General features: G+C 71.2%; 10 protein-coding genes and 1 pseudogene. 9 read left to right on the top strand and 2 right to left on the bottom strand.

What is annotated here, in order from left to right; translation table 11 throughout:
- Positions 1-20: 20 nt before the first annotated feature.
- Positions 21-1,910: an ABC transporter ATP-binding protein gene (locus R2B38_RS38260; protein ID WP_318021895.1), complete on the bottom strand. Its 1,890-nt coding sequence runs from the start codon at positions 1,908-1,910 to the stop codon at positions 21-23.
- A 162-nt stretch (positions 1,911-2,072) separates the two neighbouring features.
- Between R2B38_RS38260 and R2B38_RS38255 the strand changes: the two genes are divergently transcribed.
- From R2B38_RS38255 to R2B38_RS38230, 6 genes are all read left to right on the top strand, one after another.
- A complete protein-coding gene (locus tag R2B38_RS38255; protein WP_318020389.1) occupies positions 2,073-3,005 on the top strand; it encodes a lysylphosphatidylglycerol synthase transmembrane domain-containing protein in 933 nt (310 codons plus the stop codon).
- A gap of 173 nt (positions 3,006-3,178) precedes the next feature.
- Positions 3,179-4,513 carry an NDP-sugar synthase gene (locus tag R2B38_RS38250; protein WP_318020388.1) on the top strand — a complete coding sequence of 445 codons (1,335 nt, stop codon included), beginning with the start codon at positions 3,179-3,181 and terminating at the stop codon, positions 4,511-4,513.
- Positions 4,514-4,569: 56 nt separating this feature from the next.
- A complete protein-coding gene (locus R2B38_RS38245) occupies positions 4,570-5,280 on the top strand; it encodes an NAD(P)H-binding protein (protein WP_318020387.1) in 711 nt (236 codons plus the stop codon).
- Positions 5,281-5,341: 61 nt separating this feature from the next.
- Positions 5,342-7,480, top strand: coding sequence for a glycogen debranching protein GlgX (gene glgX, locus R2B38_RS38240; protein ID WP_318020386.1), 2,139 nt, complete (start codon positions 5,342-5,344; stop codon positions 7,478-7,480).
- Position 7,481: 1 nt separating this feature from the next.
- On the top strand, positions 7,482-9,641 hold the full coding sequence (locus R2B38_RS38235) for an AGE family epimerase/isomerase (protein ID WP_318020385.1): 2,160 nt from the start codon (positions 7,482-7,484) through the stop codon (positions 9,639-9,641).
- On the top strand, positions 9,634-10,851 hold the full coding sequence (locus R2B38_RS38230; protein ID WP_318020384.1) for an IS701 family transposase: 1,218 nt from the start codon (positions 9,634-9,636) through the stop codon (positions 10,849-10,851). Before R2B38_RS38235 ends, R2B38_RS38230 begins: the two co-directional genes overlap by 8 nt.
- Positions 10,852-10,906: 55 nt before the next feature.
- Here the strand turns inward: R2B38_RS38230 and R2B38_RS38225 are convergent, their stop codons facing one another.
- The gene (locus R2B38_RS38225; protein WP_318020383.1) at positions 10,907-12,589 is read right to left on the bottom strand and encodes an ABC transporter family substrate-binding protein; all 1,683 of its coding nucleotides are present in this window, start codon (positions 12,587-12,589) and stop codon (positions 10,907-10,909) included.
- Between the two features lie 112 nt (positions 12,590-12,701).
- Between R2B38_RS38225 and R2B38_RS38220 the strand changes: the two genes are divergently transcribed.
- The 3 genes and pseudogenes from R2B38_RS38220 (at position 12,702) to R2B38_RS51395 (ending at position 17,042) form a co-directional block, all read left to right on the top strand.
- Positions 12,702-13,685 carry an ABC transporter permease gene (locus tag R2B38_RS38220; RefSeq protein WP_318020382.1) on the top strand — a complete coding sequence of 328 codons (984 nt, stop codon included), beginning with the start codon at positions 12,702-12,704 and terminating at the stop codon, positions 13,683-13,685.
- A 35-nt stretch (positions 13,686-13,720) separates the two neighbouring features.
- Positions 13,721-14,590, top strand: a complete 870-nt coding sequence (locus tag R2B38_RS38215) for an ABC transporter permease (protein ID WP_411978525.1) — start codon at positions 13,721-13,723, stop codon at positions 14,588-14,590.
- Positions 14,587-17,042, top strand: a pseudogene (locus R2B38_RS51395) (dipeptide ABC transporter ATP-binding protein). The gene R2B38_RS38215 and the pseudogene R2B38_RS51395 overlap by 4 nt, the downstream one beginning before the upstream one ends.
- The last annotated feature ends 20 nt before the right edge of the window (positions 17,043-17,062 follow it).

The following is a 17,062-nucleotide window of genomic DNA, read 5'->3' as shown; positions in this document are numbered from 1 at the left end:
GCCGTTGGGTCGCTACGCCGTCACACCACCGCTTCCTGGACCGGTCCAACCTCCGCCTGCTTCTCGAACTGCGTGCGGTACAGCTCCGCGTACCGCCCACCGGAGGCGAGGAGTTGGTCGTGCGTGCCGCGTTCCACGATCTCGCCCGCCTCGACGACGAGGATCTGGTCGGCGGAGCGCACGGTGGACAGCCGGTGGGCGATCACCACCGCCGTACGACCCTGCAGCGCCTCGGCGAGGGCCTCCTGGACGGCCGCCTCCGAGGTGTTGTCCAGGTGCGCGGTGGCCTCGTCGAGGATGACGACCCGCTGGCCGGCCAGCAACAGCCGGGCGATGGTGAGGCGTTGGCGCTCGCCGCCGGAGAGCCGGTAGCCGCGTTCGCCGACGACCGTGTCCAGGCCGTCGGGCAGCGACCGTACGAGATCGTCGAGGCGGGAGCGGCGCAGGGCGTCCCACAACTCGTCCTCGGTGGCGGCGGGTTGGGCCAGCAGGAGGTTGGCGCGGACCGAGTCGTGGAAGAGGTGGCCGTCCTGGGTGACCATGCCGAGGGTGGCCCGCAGGGAGGCGGCGGTGAGGTCGCGGACGTCGACGCCTCCGATGCGGACGGCGCCTTCGTCGACGTCGTAGAGCCGGGGCAGGAGCTGGGCGACGGTGGACTTGCCGGCGCCGGAGGAGCCGACGAGGGCGATGGTCTGGCCGGGTTCGGCGCGGAAGGAGACGGCGTGCAGGACCTCGGCGCCGCCGCGGGTGTCGAGGGAGGCGACCTCTTCGAGTGAGGCGAGGGAGACCTTGTCGGCGGACGGGTAGGCGAAGCGGACCTCGTCGAACTCGACCGCGACCGGGCCCTCGGGCACCTCGCGGGCGTCCGGCTTGTCCTCGATCAGGGGCTTGAGGTCGAGCACCTCGAAGACGCGCTCGAAGCTGACGAGGGCGCTCATCACCTCGACGCGGGCTCCGGCCAGCGCGGTGAGCGGGGCGTAGAGGCGGGTCAGGAGCAGCGCGAGCGAGACGACCGCGCCCGGCTCCAGGGTGCCGTGCAGGGCGAACCAGCCGCCGAGGCCGTAGACGAGGGCGAGGGCCAGGGCGGAGACCAGGGTCAGCGAGGTGATGAACACCGACTGGGCGGTGGCCGTGCGGACGCCGATGTCGCGGACCTGGCTCGCGCGGTCCGCGAACTCCACGGACTCCTCGTCGGGGCGGCCGAAGAGTTTGACGAGGGTCGCGCCGGGCGCGGAGAAGCGCTCGGTCATGCGGGTGCTCATCGCGGCGTTGAGCGTGGCCGCCTCCCGCTGCATGCGGGCCATCCGGCTGCCCATACGGCGGGCCGGGATCACGAACACCGGGAGCAGCACGAGGGCGAGCAGGGTGATCTGCCAGGACAGGGTGAGCATGACGACCAGCGTGAGCAGCAGGGTGACGAAGTTGCTCACCACTCCGGACAGGGTGTTGCTGAACGCGCGTTGGGCGCCGATGACGTCGTTGTTGAGCCGGGAGACGAGCGCGCCCGTACGGGTACGTGTGAAGAACGCGACCGGCATGCGCTGCACATGATCGAACACAGCCGTCCGCAGATCGAGGATGAGCCCCTCCCCGAGCGCCGCGGAGAGCCGCCGACCAAGAATCCCGAGGGCCGCCTCGGCGACCGCGATCAGGGCGATCAGCAGGGCCAGGCGTACGACGGTCCCGTCGTCGCCGCCCGACACGATCGCGTCGACGACGTGCCCGGCGAGTACGGGGGTCGCGACGGCGAGCAGCGCGGTCACCACCCCGAGCAGGACGAACCGCGCGATCGGGCGGCGGTGCGGCCGAGCGAACTCCGCGATGCGGCGCAGCGTGGCGCGGGCGAACGGGCGGCGTTCCTGTTCTGCGGTCATGACGGTGTGCAATTGGGTCCAGGCCGTGCTCTCCATGCTCATGGGAGAGACCGTAAGACCTCAAGCGTCGTTGAGGTCAACGGATTCGTCGGATCCTCGCCCGGGGACGAGCGCAAAGGCTCGTGTAGGGGCGCGCGTAAGGAACTGTCCCCGCTGCCGCAACCCGCAGTTGTCGTGGCGCGGAAACCCTCTAGGGATGTGAGACACGTCCGCGTCCGGCAGATCCTGTGCCTGCTTCCCCTGCTCCTGGTCACCGTCGTCGCCGTCCAGCACCGCTCCGTACTCGTCGAGGGCTTCGGCCAGCTGCGGGCCGCGGAGTGGCCCTGGCTGGTGGCGGCGGCCGGTGCCACCTGTCTGACCTGGGTCGCCGCCGCCTTCACCCGGCAGGGTGCCGTGGTCGAACGGCTGCCCGCGCGGCGGCTGTTGGCGACCCAGTTCGCGGCGGGCGCGGCAAATCACCTGCTGCCCACGGGACTTGGGGCGGGCGCGGTGAACCTGCGTTTCCTGACGGTGTGCGGGCTGCCGCTGGCCCGCTCGTCGGCCGCGCTGGCCCTGTTCCTGCTCGCGGAGTCGATAGCCCGGCTGACGCTCCTCACCGGTCTGCTGATCGCCTTCCCGGACGCCCTGCGCCTGGGAACCCTCCTTCCGGCGGGGGCGGTTGGACCGCTCCTCGTCATCATCGGCGCCGTGCTGGGCGCGGCGGTCCTCGTCCTCGTTCTGGTACGACGGCTGCGGACGGCGATCCTGTCGTTCCTCCGTACGGCGTTCAGTGAGGCGCGTTCCGTGCACACGCGGCCGGCGCGGGCGCTCGCGCTGTGGGGCGGTTCGCTGGCGTTCCCCGCGCTCCAGGCGGCCGGACTCGTCGCGGTGGGGCAGGCGTTGAACCTGCCGGTGCCGCCCGCGCAGATGGCGCTCGCGTATCTGGCGGCGACGGTCGCGGTCGCGCTGGTGCCCACGCCAGGCGGGATCGGCTCGGTGGAGGCCGCGTTGATCGTGGCCCTGGTCGCGGCGGGCGGCCCGGTCGCGGTGGCCACGGCGGTGGTGCTGGCCTACCGGATCATCACCGTGTGGATCCCCATCATTCCGGGCGCGTTGACGCTCGGCGCGCTGGTTCGGCTGAGAGTCATCTGATTCTCGGATCCGCCCTGACATACCTGTAAAGCGATACAAGCCCTGGTCGAGACATCGATCGGGGCTTCTTCGCGCTCGCCTCAACTACCTTGTTTTACTTTTTACTTGACTCTACATGACAGCGCGAGTTGACTGAAGAGCGTTGATTTGTCAGCCGAGGAGGCAGGACTGTCATGGGGGACGAGACGTTAGGAATCATCCTGGCGGGAGGCAGGGGCGAACGCGCCAAGCCGCTCACCCTCGCCTCGGCCGACTACATCCGCAGCAAGGCCCTCATCCCGTTCGTCGGCCGCTCGGTCGTCGAGTGGCTCGTCGAGGCCTGCCGCGACCAGGGCATCCGCCGCTTCTACGTGATCGCCCAGGGCGCCGAGAACCACAGCCAGATCAAGCTCGTGCTCGGCCACGGCGAACGGTTCGGCGTGGAGATCCATTACTCCCGTGCCCGTTTGGACCGGTACAACGTCGGCTCGGGCGCCGCCACCCTGCACAACCTCGAACAGTGGGACCTGACGGGCCGTGCGCTGGTGCTGCCGGTGGACTCCGTCTTCGAGTTCGACCTGAACAGGCTGAACGACGCGCACGACGCCGCCGACGCCGTCGTGACCGTCGCCTCGGTCGGCCGCACCCCCGAGGAGATCGCCGGCAAGTACGGCGTGATGCGGACCTCCCCGGACGGACTGGTCTCGGGGTTCGTGGAGAAACCCACCCTGGACCGCGTCCACCGGATCTTCCCCGAGACATCGTTGCCTACCTCCGTCCGCACCCTGCCGACCAACGCCGGGATGTACCTGGTGGACTGCGGCCGGCTGCGGCTGGCCGCGCGCAACCCCGAGATGATCCGGCTCGCCCAGCAGCGCCTCGACTGGGGCGGCGACCTGCTGCCCTGGCTGGTCGGGCGGGGACTGCCGGTCGCCGCCGCGCCCATCGACCGGCTCGGTGACCTCGGCAGCATCGCCGACTACCTCGCCACCCTCGGCGACGTGCTCGGCGGCCGCTACCGGTGGATGACCCGGGCCATGGGCGAGCCGACGAGCACCGACCCGCGGTACTGGATCCACGAGTCCAGCCTGCGCACCAAGGACAGCGTCACCGGCACCACCCTGGCCCAGAAGATCTCCGAGGGCAGTGTCGTCATCGGGCCCGCCGTGCGCATCGGGCGCAACGCCGAGATCGGTCCCGGCGTGAAGCTGCGGTTCAGCGACATCGGTGACGGCGTCGACGTGGACGAGGGCGCCCGGCTCAGCCGGACGGCCATCGGCGACAGCGCGGTCGTCGGGCCGTACGCCCGGATCACCGACTCGTACGTCGGGCCGATGGCGCGGGTGCACTCCGAGCGCGACAACCCGGTCCGGCTCGTCCACTCCGCGATCGGTGAGGCAGCCGATCTGCGGCCCGGCACCCGGCTGTCCGGGGTGAGCGTCTATCCGCGGCTGCGGGTGCCCGCCGTCACCGGGCTGCCCACCGGCACCCATCTGACCAGCTCCGACGACATCCTGCACTGGATCTGAGCGCCCCCAACTCCCCCGCCCTTTCCGGCTCTTCCGCAGCCCCCGTGGAGATCTCGATGGACAGCCCGATCGCCGTCATAGGAGGAACCGGCCGCACAGGCCGGCTCGTCGCCCGTCAACTGCTCGCCCGGAGCGAGAGCGTCCGCGTCATCGGCCGCAGCACCCAGCGCGCCCGCCGGCACACGCCGCCGCAGGCCCAGTTCTTCGCGGCCGACGTGCGCTCCCCCGACTCCGTCCGCACCCCGCTGTACGGCTGCTCGGCGGTCGTCTACATCGTGGAGCCGGGCACCGACGACGCCGGTCCCGACAGCCCCGAGACCACCCTGCACACCGGGGTCCGCCACGTCCTCGACGCCCTCGACTCCCCTGCCGCGGCACCGCACTTCGTGCTCATCAGCCAGCGCCATGTGACCCGCCGCGACCACCCCATGAACGCCTACGGCCGGATGCTGGACTGGCGGCTGGCCGGTGAGAACGCGGTGCGCTCCTCCGGGCTGCCGTACACCGTGATCCGTCCGGGCTGGCTGACCGACGAGCCCGACCACGGTCATCTGCACCTGGAACAGGGCGACTTGGGCGACGGCCGGGTGGCCCGCGCGCTCGTCGCCGACGCCTGTGTGCAGGCGCTGTACTCCCCCGCCGCCCAGGGCGTGACCTTCGAGATGCGCAGCGAGACCGGGCCGGGTGCCACTCCCGTGCCCTGGCAGGAACTCTTCGCCGGCCTCCGCGCCGACGCCCCGACCGCGGCCCGGGCCGCACTCACCTGAGGTGGCCACCGATGTGTACGACACCCCGACGGACTCTGCGACCGATGCCATGACAGAACAGATGACCTTACGCCCCGACCAGGCCACCGGCTCCCCCCTCGGCGGCCGTCCCTCCGACGTCACCCCCGGCCGGCCACAGCCGCTGGGCCCCACCGTCGACGCCGACGGTGTCAACTTCTCGCTCTTCTCCGAACACGCCACGCAGGTCGACCTGTTGCTCTTCGAGCACTGCGACAGCCCGCAGCCGTACCGCACCATCACGCTCCTGCCCGACCGCCACCGCAGCTTCCACTTCTGGCACTGCCACGTCAGCGGCATCGGCGCGGGCCAGGTCTACGCGTTCCGCATCGACGGACCGCGTGACAACGGCGAGTTGGGCACCCGCTTCGACCACCGCAAGGTGCTCATCGACCCGTACGCGCGCGCCAACATCAACGGCCGCTGGGAGCGCACCCACGCGATCGGCCCCGGCGACAACGTCGAGAGCTGCATGCGCAGTCTGGTGGTCGACCTCGACGACTACGACTGGGAGGGCGACACCCCGCTGCGCACCCCGATGGCGGAGACCGTCGTCTACGAGATGCACGTGCGCGGGCTGACCGCGTCGCCTACCTCGGAGACCGAACGGCCCGGCACCTTCTCCGCCGTCATCGACAAGATCCCGCATCTGCGCGAACTCGGAGTCACCGCCGTCGAGTTGCTGCCGGTCTTCGACTTCGACGAGACCCAGGTCCTGCGCACCGGACCCGACGGCACCCCGCGCCGCAACTACTGGGGCTACGACCCCTACGGCTTCTTCGCCCCGCACACCGGCTACTGCTCCAGCCCCCATCTCGCCACTCACATCACCGAGTTCCGCGACATGGTGAAGGCGTTCCACCAGGCGGGCATCGAGGTCATCCTCGACGTGGTCTTCAACCACACCAGCGAGGGCAACGAGTTCGGGCCCACGATCAGCTTCCGGGGCGCGGCCAACGAGGCGTACTACCACCTGTGGCCGCAGGACCGCTCGCACTACATGGACTTCACCGGGTGCGGCAACGCGGTCAACGCCAACCATCCGATGGTCACCAAGTTCATCGTGGAGAGCCTCGAGTACTGGGTGACCGAGCACCACATCGACGGCTTCCGCTTCGACCTCGCCTCCGAACTCTCCCGCGGCCCGCTCGGCTACGAGATGGCGGTGCCGCCGGCCCTGTGGGCGATCGAGCTGTCCCAGGTGCTGGCCGAGACGAAGATCATCGCGGAGCCGTGGGACGGCGGCGGCCTCTACCAGGTCGGCCGGTTCCCCGGGAAGCGCTGGGCGCAGTGGAACGGTCCATTCAGGGACGATGTACGGCGGTTCGTGCGCGGTGACGCCGGGATGGTCGGCGAGGTCGCCTCACGGCTCGGCGGCTCGGCCGACCTGTTCGCAGCCCAGGGCGAACTCCCCACCAACAGCATCAACTTCATCACCTGCCACGACGGCTTCACCCTCAACGACCTGGTCAGCTACAACGCCAAGCACAACCACTCCAACGGCGAGGCCAACGCCGACGGCGCCGACGAGAACTACAGCTGGAACTGCGGCGTCGAGGGCCCCACCGACGACGCCGACGTCGAGTGCCTTCGGGTACGGCAGATCAAGAACCTGCTGTCCCTGCTGATGCTCAGCCGGGGCGTCCCGATGCTGCTGGCGGGCGACGAGTTCCGCAACAGCCAGGGCGGCAACAACAACGGCTACTGCCAGGACAGTCCGGTCTCCTGGCTCGACTGGAACCAGGCCAGGAAGGAGAAGGAGACCACCGGCTTCACCCAGCGGGTCATCCAGCTCCGCAAGCGCTACCGCACCCTGCGCGAACCGCAGTTCTTCTCCGAACGCCTCAACTCCCGCTCCATGCCCGACATCACGTGGCACGGCACCCGGCTCGACCAACCCGGCTGGGAGGACCCCAACGCCCGGGTGCTGGCCTGCACGTACGGCGGTTTCGACGGTGACCCGGATCTGCATCTGATCCTCAACATGTACCACCTGGGCCTCGACTTCGAGCTGCCCGAGATCCCCGGTCGCCGCTGGCACCGCGTGCTCGACACGGCCCGCCCCGGCCCCGACGACATCCCGCCGCCCGGAGAAGAGGAGCTGGTCGACGGTCCCACCCACCACGCCCAGGGCCGCAGCGTCGTCCTGCTGGCGGCCCTGCCCGACGAGAAGGGCACCTGAGATGACTACCCCTGCCCAACGCCGCATCCACTCCGACACCCTCGCGGGCTACGTCACGTACTACAGCCCGACCGGCCGCCGTTTCGGCCTGCGCACCTCCGACGAACGGGAGTTCACCGTCCACCTGGCGTCCAACGCCGTCTCCCGCATCGTCCGCAACCTCGGCGACGACTACCGCGACACCACCGCCGACACCGTCGACATGCTGGCCGAGGGCCGCTACGTCTTCGCGTACGGCATCCTCTACGAGTGGGAGGGCGGCTCCCGGTTCGACGCGAAGGAGATCACCTTCCCGGAGGAGACGCGCGGCCAGTACGTCTTCGAGCACCCGAAGTGGTGGGTCCAACAGGCCACCGCCATCGCCGACTTCTATCTGCGCGGCCAGTTCCCCGACGGGGTGTACGACTGGCGCAACTTCCGCACCCACATCACGCTCAGCGGCACCCATCTGCCGGACTTCGCCGGCGGGGACGTGCGCCAGGAGACGGACACCATCTCCCGGCTCGTCTACGGCCTGTCCACGGCGTACCTGCTGACCGGCGAGGACCGCTTCCTGGAGGCGGCCGAGGCGGGCACCCTGTACCTGCGCGAGCACATGCGGGTGGACGACGTGGCCGACGGCATCACCTACTGGTACCACGGCATCGACATCACCTCGTCGGGTCATCGCCCGGTCTTCGCCTCGGAGTTCGGCGACGACTTCGACGCGATCCCGATGTACGAGCAGATCTACGCGCTGGCCGGCCCCACCCAGACGTTCCGCATCACCGGCGACCCGCGGATCCTGGAGGACATCGACCGGACGTCCGCGCTGTTCCAGAAGTACTTCCGCGACCCCGTGCGCGGCGGGTTCTTCTCGCACATCGACCCGATCACCCTGGACCCGAACGCCGACTCGCTCGGCCGCAACCGGGCCCGCAAGAACTGGAACTCGGTGGGTGACCACGCCCCGGCGTATCTGATCAACGCCTATCTGGCGACGGGCCGTTCGGACTTCGCGGCGCTCCTGGAGGAGACCGCGGACACCATCGTGGAGCGGTTCCCCGACGAGCCGAACAGCCCCTTCGTCCAGGAGCGGTTCCACGCGGACTGGAGTCCGGACCGGACCTGGGGCTGGCAGCAGGACCGGGCGGTCGTCGGCCACAACCTGAAGATCGCCTGGAACCTGACCCGCATCAAGTCCCTGTTCGACAAGACCGAGTACGCCACGACCGCCGAGCGCATCGCCGAGATCATGCCGGCAGTGGGCAGCGACGGACTGCGCGGCGGCTGGCTGGACGTGGTCGAGCGGCAGCCCGACCCGGACAGCGGCATCCACCGCATGGTGTGGCACGACCGCAAGGCCTGGTGGCAGCAGGAGCAGGCGATCCTCGCCTATCTGATCCTGGCCGGCACCACCGGCGACCCGGAGCAACTGCGGCTGGGGCGCGAGGCGGCGGCGTTCTACAACGCCTTCTTCCTCGACTACCAGGACGGCGGCGTCTACTTCAACGTGCTCGCCAGCGGCATCCCGTACCTGCTGGGCACCGAGCGCCTCAAGGGCAGCCACGCCATGGCCGGCTACCACGCGCTGGAGCTGTGCTACCTCGCGGCCACCTACACCGGGCTGCTGCTCAGCAACGACCCGATCACCCTGCACTTCAAGCCCCGCCCGGAGGACCTCCCGGACCGGGTGCTGCGCGTGGCGCCGGACCTGCTGCCCGCGGGCACCGTGGAGCTGACCCGGGTGTGGGTCGACGACCGGCCGCACCAGGACTTCGACGGCAAGGCCCTCACCGTCCGGCTGCCGCGCGGCGACGAACCCGTCCGGGTCCGCGTCGAGCTGGAGCCGGCCGCGATGCGGCTGCGGATGCGCACCACGTTCGACGGCGGCACCGCGCACGTGGTCTGCCACGGGGTGATCGACGCGGCCGAACTGGGCAAGTTCCGGCGGATATTGGCCGAGGTCATGGCAGCGACCCCGCGCCGTGTGGAGTTCCACCTCTGCGAGGTCGGGGGCATGTGCCGCCCCGCCATCAACGAGCTGCTGTTCCAGCGCACCAAGGCGGGCCTGGACGTCGACTTCGTCATCGTGGGCTGTGCGCTGCCGGACGTGGCGGACGCGTTGCTCGCGACCGACGCCTTCCTGCTGGCTGGGGGTGACGAGTGCAACCATGACTGACCTCGCGACCTTCACCCTCCCATTACCCCCGATGCGCGCCCCGGGGGCACCGCCGGGCACCTCCGCCGGCCTTCCCGCCTACTGCCGTGACCTGTTCGGCGACTTCACCCGTGCCGACCAGCGGCGCTGGGGCGAGGTGTATGTGCGCGGGCTGCTGGACGTGCCCGGGCGCAAGACACCGGCCCGGATCTCCGAGCAGGTGCTCGGCAGACGGGCCGTGCAGCAGATCCAGCAGTTCGTGAACCAGAGCCCGTGGGCGTCCGCTCCCGTACGGGGGCGGCTCGCCCGGCAGGTGGTGCGGGCCTCGCGGGCCGAGGCCTGGTCCATCGACGAGGTCGTCTTCGCCAAGAACGGCGACCGGTCGGTGGGCGTCGCCCGCCAGTACGCGGCCTCGCAGGAGCGGACCGTGAACTGCCAACTGGCCCTCGCCGCCTCGCTGGTGGGCCAGGCCGGCGGGGTCCCGGTGAACTGGCGACTGCTGCTACCGGCCCGCTGGGACCGCGACGAACGCCTGCGCGGCCAGGCCCATGTACCGGTCCAAGAGCGCTGCCGGCCCCGCTGGAGCTACGTCCTGGAGGCGCTCGACGAGATGCTCGACGAGTGGTCCCTGGAACCGCTGCCGGTGCTGGCCGACTGGCGCTGCGAGAGCGACCCCGACCCGCTGCTGCGCGGCCTTGAGGCGCGCGGCCTGGGCTATCTCGTGCAGGCGGCACCGCACACCCCGGTGCTGCTGCCCCGGCGGCAGGCCACCACCCCCGGGACGCGCGGCACGCTCGCCGAACTCGCCGCGCACGCGTCCCGGCACGGTGAGCGCACCTCGGTGACCTGGCACGACCCGGTCACCGAACGCATGCGGCACTCGGAGTTCGTGACGGGCCCGGTCCTGCTCCGCGCGGACCCGGCCTCCGGTGCGGTCCCCCGGCCGCGCCTGCTCCTCGCCGACTGGCCCTACGGCCGCCCCCGGCCGCGCGCCTACTGGCTGACGAACCTCCCGGCCCGCCGCCTCGCGGAGATCGTGCCGCTGGCGCAGCTGCGCAGGTTCGCCGAGGAGGCGCTGGTCCGGATGCACGAGGAGTTCGGGCTCGGCGACTTCGAGGGCCGTTCCTTCCGCGGCTGGCACCACCATGTGACGCTGGCCTCGGCCGCGTTCGGCTACGACATGGTGCGCCAGCAGGCCGACGAGAGAGCGCTGACCCGCGCACGTGCCTGAGTGCGCGCGCCGCGAGGGCCCCGTACGGATCCGTCCGTACGGGGCTTTCGCACGCTCACTTCTGCCAGCCGACCCGGCTGAAGTCGACGTCGCCCAGTCCCGGCACCCCGTAGTTCGCCAACCCCTTGCGCACGGCGAGGATCTGAGGCCGCTGGTACAGCTCGATGTCGTGGCCGAGCTTCCAGATCTCGGCGTCCGCCCGGTCGTAGAGCTTCTCGGCGGCCCGTTCGTCGAGGGTGCCGACGGCCTGGGCGAGGAGCTTGTCCACCTCGGCCGAGCCGACCCCGCCGTAGTTCTGGAAGGCCTGCCCCTTCTCGGGGCGGCGGTAGATGGCGTAGGCGGAGCTGGGGTAAGTCAGGCCGGTGAAGCGGAAGATGGCGAGGTCGAAGTTGCCCTTCTCCAGGTACTGCGGCGCGTAGGCGGAGGCGGGCACCTGCTGGATGACGACCTGGACGCCGACCTGAGCGAGCATGTGCTGGACGAGCTGGGCGAGATCCTCGCCGAGCCGGTTGGTGCCCTCGCTGAGCACGAAGCGGAGCGTGAGGCTACGGCCGTTCTTGACGCGGGTCTTGCCACTCCCCGGGCTCTTCCAACCCGCCGCGTCCAAGGCTCGTTCGGCGGCGCCGGGGTCGTAACTCCCGTACGGGCGCGAGTTGTCGGCGTATCCCGGCTGGTTGGTCATGAAGAAGTGGTTGCCGAGCAGCGGCACCTTCACCGGGAGCCCCTCGGCGGCGACATCGGCCAACGCCGAGCGGTCGACGGCCTGTTGGACCGCGTTGCGCACGGCCCGGTCGGCGAGCGGGCCGCCCGCGCCATCGAGGGTGATGTGCACCTCGTCCCACGCGGAGCCGATGCGGATGTCGCTGTCGGACGCCTTCTTCACCTGGGCGTAGGCCTCGCTGGTGGCGGCGTTGACCGCGTCGACCTCGCCGTTCAGGAAGGCCTGGAGGGCGGCGTCGGCGTCGAGGACGCGGAAGACGATCCGGTCGAGCCGGGGCCTGGAACCCCACCAGCGGGGGTCGGGCACGAAGGTGAGCGTCTGCGCGGTCCTGTCGACCGTGGCGAGCTTGAACGGCCCGGCGGTGATGGGCAGTTCACCCTGCCAGCCGGAGTTGAAGCGCTGCGGGGTGTCATAGCCGGCGGCCGGGAAGAGCGGGGTGAACAGCCTGCGCCAGTCGGCGTACGGCTGCTTGAAGGTGACGCGGACCTCGTGCGGGCCGGCGCCCTGGCGGACGTCCGCGATGCGGTCGTAGCCGCTGGTGTCGGCGACCAGGTAGCGCTGGTCGGAGCCGGAGAGCGCGTGCCACTGGGCGGCGAAGTCCCGCCAGCTCAGGGGAGTTCCGTCGGACCAGCGGGCCTTCGGGTTGAGGCGGTAGGTGACGACCTGGGGCGAGGTGCCGGTGACGGACGCGGCGAGCAGGTACTCGGGGACCGCGTGCGGGACGCCCTTGACGTCACGGGCGAAGAGCCGGGGCTCGGTCATGCTGTCGACGGTCCACACGTCGTCCAACGCCCCGTCGACCTGGCCGAAGTTGAACTGCGTGACCATCTGCGCGATCGGCAGGGTCAGCGTCCCGCCCGGGCGAAGGGCGTCCGTGGGACGGGAGTTGATGTCGTACGTGCCGTACGTCGGCAGGGCCGGGTGCCGGTCGGGGACCGGGGAGCCGGAACAGCCGGCCACGAGGAGGGTGAGTGCGCAGGCCACCGCCCACGCGGACCAGACCCGTAACCGCTCCACCTAACGGCCCTCCCAGTGCGGACGAACCGTCAACTGCCCGAACTGTCCCGCGAATTGCGGAGCCGGAGCTTAACATCACGATGTGTCACCCACATGAAGCGGAACGAGTTCCATGCTCTCCCTGATCCTCAGGCGCCTGGTCCACTGCACGATCCTCTTCCTCTCCTCCGTCGTCCTCACCTACGCCCTCGCCTCCACGGCGCTGGATCCGCGCGCCTACTTCGAGGGCCAGCAGCCGCCTCCGCCGAGCCGGGTCGTCGACGACGAGCTGGCCCGGCTGGGCATGGACGACCGCGCTCCGCTGCCCGAACGCTTCGCCCACTGGGCGGACCGGGCCGTCCACGGCGACCTGGGCCGGACCATCGACGGCGAGTCCGTGGACGCCGAGTTCGGCCGCCGGGTCGGGGTGTCCGTGCGGCTGCTGCTGGTGGGCACGGTGGCCGGTACGGCAGTCGGCGTGCTGGCCGGGGTGTGGGCGGCGGTACGGCGCGGCGGCCTGGGCGACCGGGCGCTGACGGTGTTCTCGTTCGCGGTGCTGTGCGTGCCGACGTTCGTGCTGGCGCTGCTGCTGAAGACCGGCGCGCTGGCGGTCAACCGGGCCGCGGGCAGCACGGTCATCCTGTACACGGGCGAGCACACCCCGGCGCTGCAGGGCGGCTGGCTGGCCCAACTGCGCGACACGGCCGCCCACTTGCTCCTCCCGGCGATCTGCGTGGCCGTCCCCGCGATCGCCTCGTACAGCCGCTACCAGCGCGCCGCGACCCTCGACGTACTCGGCGCCGACCATCTGCGTACCGCCCAGGCCAAGGGGCTCACCCCGGGGCGGGCGCTGCTGCGGCACGGGCTGCGGATCTCGCTCGTCCCGGTGTCGGTGTTCTTCTCCTTCGGGATGCTGACCCTGTTCACCGGCGCCGTGTTCACCGAGGAGGTCTTCGGCTGGCCCGGCATGGGCAGTTGGCTCGTCGATTCGGTGCAGAAGGGCGACATCAACTCGGTGGTGGCGATCGACCTGTTCGCCGCGGCCGTCGTACTGCTCGCCGGGCTGCTGGCCGATGTCGTGCACGCGCTCCTCGATCCCCGGGTGCGGCAGCCGTGACGGGCGTCGGCGGTCGGGGAGGCCGGGGTCGGACGGTGCTGCGGCGGATGGTGCGGCGACCGGGGGCGTTGTGCGGGCTGGCGGTCCTGCTGTCGCTGTTCGCGCTGGCTTTCGTGGGGCCGTTCGTCAGCCCGTGGACACACACGGACGTCGACTACACGGCGCTGCGGCAACCGCCCGACGCGCGGCACTGGATGGGCACGAACCGGATCGGGCAGGACGTGTTCGCCCAGGTGGTGCGGGGGTTGCAGAAGTCGCTGCTGATCGGGTTGCTGGTCGCTCTCTTCTCCACTGTGCTGGCGGCGGCGGTGGGTGCCTGCGCCGGCTACTTCGGCGGCTGGACGGACCGGGTCCTGATGTTCGTCGTGGACCTGATGCTCGTCCTCCCCGGCCTGCTCGTGCTGGTCGTGGTCGCGCCGAAGCTGCGCGAGCGGGGCTGGATCGCGCTGGTCGGTCTGCTGGCGCTGCTGAGCTGGATGGTCACGGCGCGGGCGGTGCGGGGCATGACGCTGTCCCTGAAGGAGCGTCAGTTCGTGGTGGTGGCACGGCTGATGGGCGTCCCGGCTCCGCGGATCATCTGGCGGCATGTGCTGCCGCACACGGCGTCGTTCCTGATCACGGACGCGACGATCGCCGTGGGCGGGGCGGTGATCAGTGAGACCGGGCTGTCGTACTTCGGTCTGGGCGTCCAGCCGCCCGACGTCTCCCTCGGCACGCTGATCGCGGACGCGACGGATGTGGCGCTGGTGTATCCGTGGATGTTCTTCTTCCCCACGGGCCTGCTGATCGCGTTCGTGCTGGCGGTCAACCTGGTGGGCGGTGCCCTGCGGGACGCGCTGGACCCGACGACGGTGGACTCCACGAGCCGCCCGTCCCGAACTCCCCTGCCAGGGATACCCAGTTGACCACCGTCCTGGAGGTGAGTGGCCTGACGGTCGCCGTCCGGGTGGAACGGCGGCCCCCGCTGCCCGTGGTGCGCGGTGTCGACCTCACCCTCCGCCGCGGTGAAGTACTGGGCCTGGTGGGCGAGTCGGGCACCGGCAAGACACTCACGGCGCTGGCCCTGATGGGCCTGGCCCCGCCGGGTGCTCAGGTCGGCGGATCGGTACGACTGCTGGGCGAGGAGCTACTCGGCTTACCGGTACGGGAGTTGGCGCGTATCCGCGGGCGCCGCGTCGCGATGGTCTTCCAGGACCCGCTGCACGCCTTCACCCCGGTGCGGCGGATCGGCGACCAGATCGCGGAGGCCCTGCGCATCCACCAACACCCGCGCCCACGGCGGGAGTCGGCGCAGCGCCGGGCGGTGGAACTGCTGGACTTCGTAGGGGTGCCGAGTCCGGATCGGGCGGCACGCGCGTACCCCCACCAGCTCTCCGGCGGGATGCGCCAGCGGGCGATGATCGCGATGGCGATGGCCAACAGCCCCGACGTCCTGATCGCGGACGAGCCCACCAGCGCGCTCGATGTCACCGTCCAGGCCCAGGTGTTGGAGGCCCTGGCCGCCGCCCGGCGCGAGACGGGCGCGGCGTTGCTCCTGGTCACCCACGACCTGGGGGTGGTCGCGGGCACGGCGGACCGGGTCGCCGTCCTGTACGCGGGCCGCATCGTGGAGACGGGCCCGGTGGAGGCGGTCCTGACCCGCCCCCGGATGCCGTACACCCTCGGCCTGGTCGGCTCGGTACCCCGCCCCGACGCCCGCTCCCCCCTCACCCCGATCCCGGGCACGGCCCCCACGCCGGGCAGCACTCCCCCCGGCTGCGCCTTCGCCCCGCGCTGCCCCCTCGCGGAACCGGACTGCGTCACCTCGGACATCCGACTCCTGGGCGTGGACAGCCCGTCCAGGGCAGGCCTGGCGGGCATCGACGCCCACGAGGCCGCTTGCCGCAGGGTCCGGTTGGTGTCGCAGCGGACGGCGGTGGAGCTGTTCCCCCCGAGCGGGGAGACGGGAGGGGATGCGCGGGGCGAGGGAGGGCTGGAGGGCCCGGCGCTGTCCAGTCCCGGCGACGAGGACTCAGGGTCACGGAGTCGGGCCCTGCCGCCCGCACCGGGCTACGGGGAACCCGGGTCGCTGGAACGGTCCACACCGTCCACACCCGGTGACAGGAGCCCAGGACGCCACAGAAGCACCGCACCGTCCACGCCCGGCACCGGGAACCTGTGGCCATGGAGGCGCAGCACACCTCCCGCCTCCGGCAACGAGAACCCCGGGTCATGGACGCGCCCCACTCCGTCCCTCCCGAATCCACCCCCGCACCCCCACTCCCCCAACCGACTCCGCCCGAACTCGTCCTCCGCGTAACCGGCCTGGCCAAGTCCTACGTCCCGCCCAGCGGCCGGCGGCGTCGCGAGCGTGCGGTCGTCGCCGTGGAAGAGGTCGGTCTGGAGGTCCGCCGCGGTGAGACCCTCGCGCTCGTGGGCGAGTCCGGCGCCGGCAAGTCCACGGTGCTCATGGAGATCGTGTCGCTCACGGCGCCCGAGTCCGGAACCGTGGAGATCCTCGGGCAGGACGTGGCGCGGCTGACTCGACGTACCGCTCGGCTCCTGCGCGGGGCCGTGCAGATCGTGCCGCAGGATCCCATGTCGAGTCTCGATCCGCGGATGCCGGTGGGCGACATCGTCGCCGAGCCGCTCCACGCCCGGCGCGTGCCACGGGACGTCGTGGCGTCACGGATTCCGCGGCTGCTCCGGCAGGTGGGACTGGACGCGGGGGACGCGGAGCGGTATCCGCATCAGTTCTCCGGGGGGCAGCGGCAGCGGGTCGCCATCGCCCGCGCGCTGGCCGTCGAGCCCGCGTTGCTGCTGCTGGACGAACCCGTGTCCGCGTTGGACGTGTCCGTGCAGGCGCAGATCCTGGATCTGCTGCTGCGGCTCAAGCGGGAGTCGGGGCCGGCCTATCTGCTCGTGTCGCACGACCTCGCCGTGGTGCGGCAGATCGCCGATCGGGTGTCGGTGATGTACGCCGGGCGGACGGTGGAGACCGGGCCCGTGGACGAGATCCTCGACGCGCCCCGGCATCCCTACACGCGGGCCCTGTTGTCGGCCGTCCCGCTGCCGGACCCGGTCGCCGAGCGAGCCCGGCGCCGGATCGTGCTGCCGGGCGACCCTCCGTCCGGGGTGCCGGTCACGGCGGGGTGCCGGTTCCTGGCCCGTTGCCCGGTCGCCGCGCTGCTCGCGCCGGGGCGGCGTGCGCGGTGCGCGGACGAGATTCCGCGGGCCGCTCAGGTCACCGTCGCCGGCACGCACACCGTGGCCTGTCATTTCCCGCACGGCGGAATGCCCTGGCAGCACATACGGACAGACCGGGGGACGTCCGGCAGGCCGTCGAACCAGCCGCCGGACCGTCCACCGGTCCACTGAGCCTGAAGTGCCGTTCGTCC

The sequence above is a fragment of the Streptomyces sp. N50 genome, from assembly GCF_033335955.1.
Taxonomy (GTDB): domain Bacteria; phylum Actinomycetota; class Actinomycetes; order Streptomycetales; family Streptomycetaceae; genus Streptomyces.
This window is presented reverse-complemented; position numbering and strand designations above follow the sequence as displayed.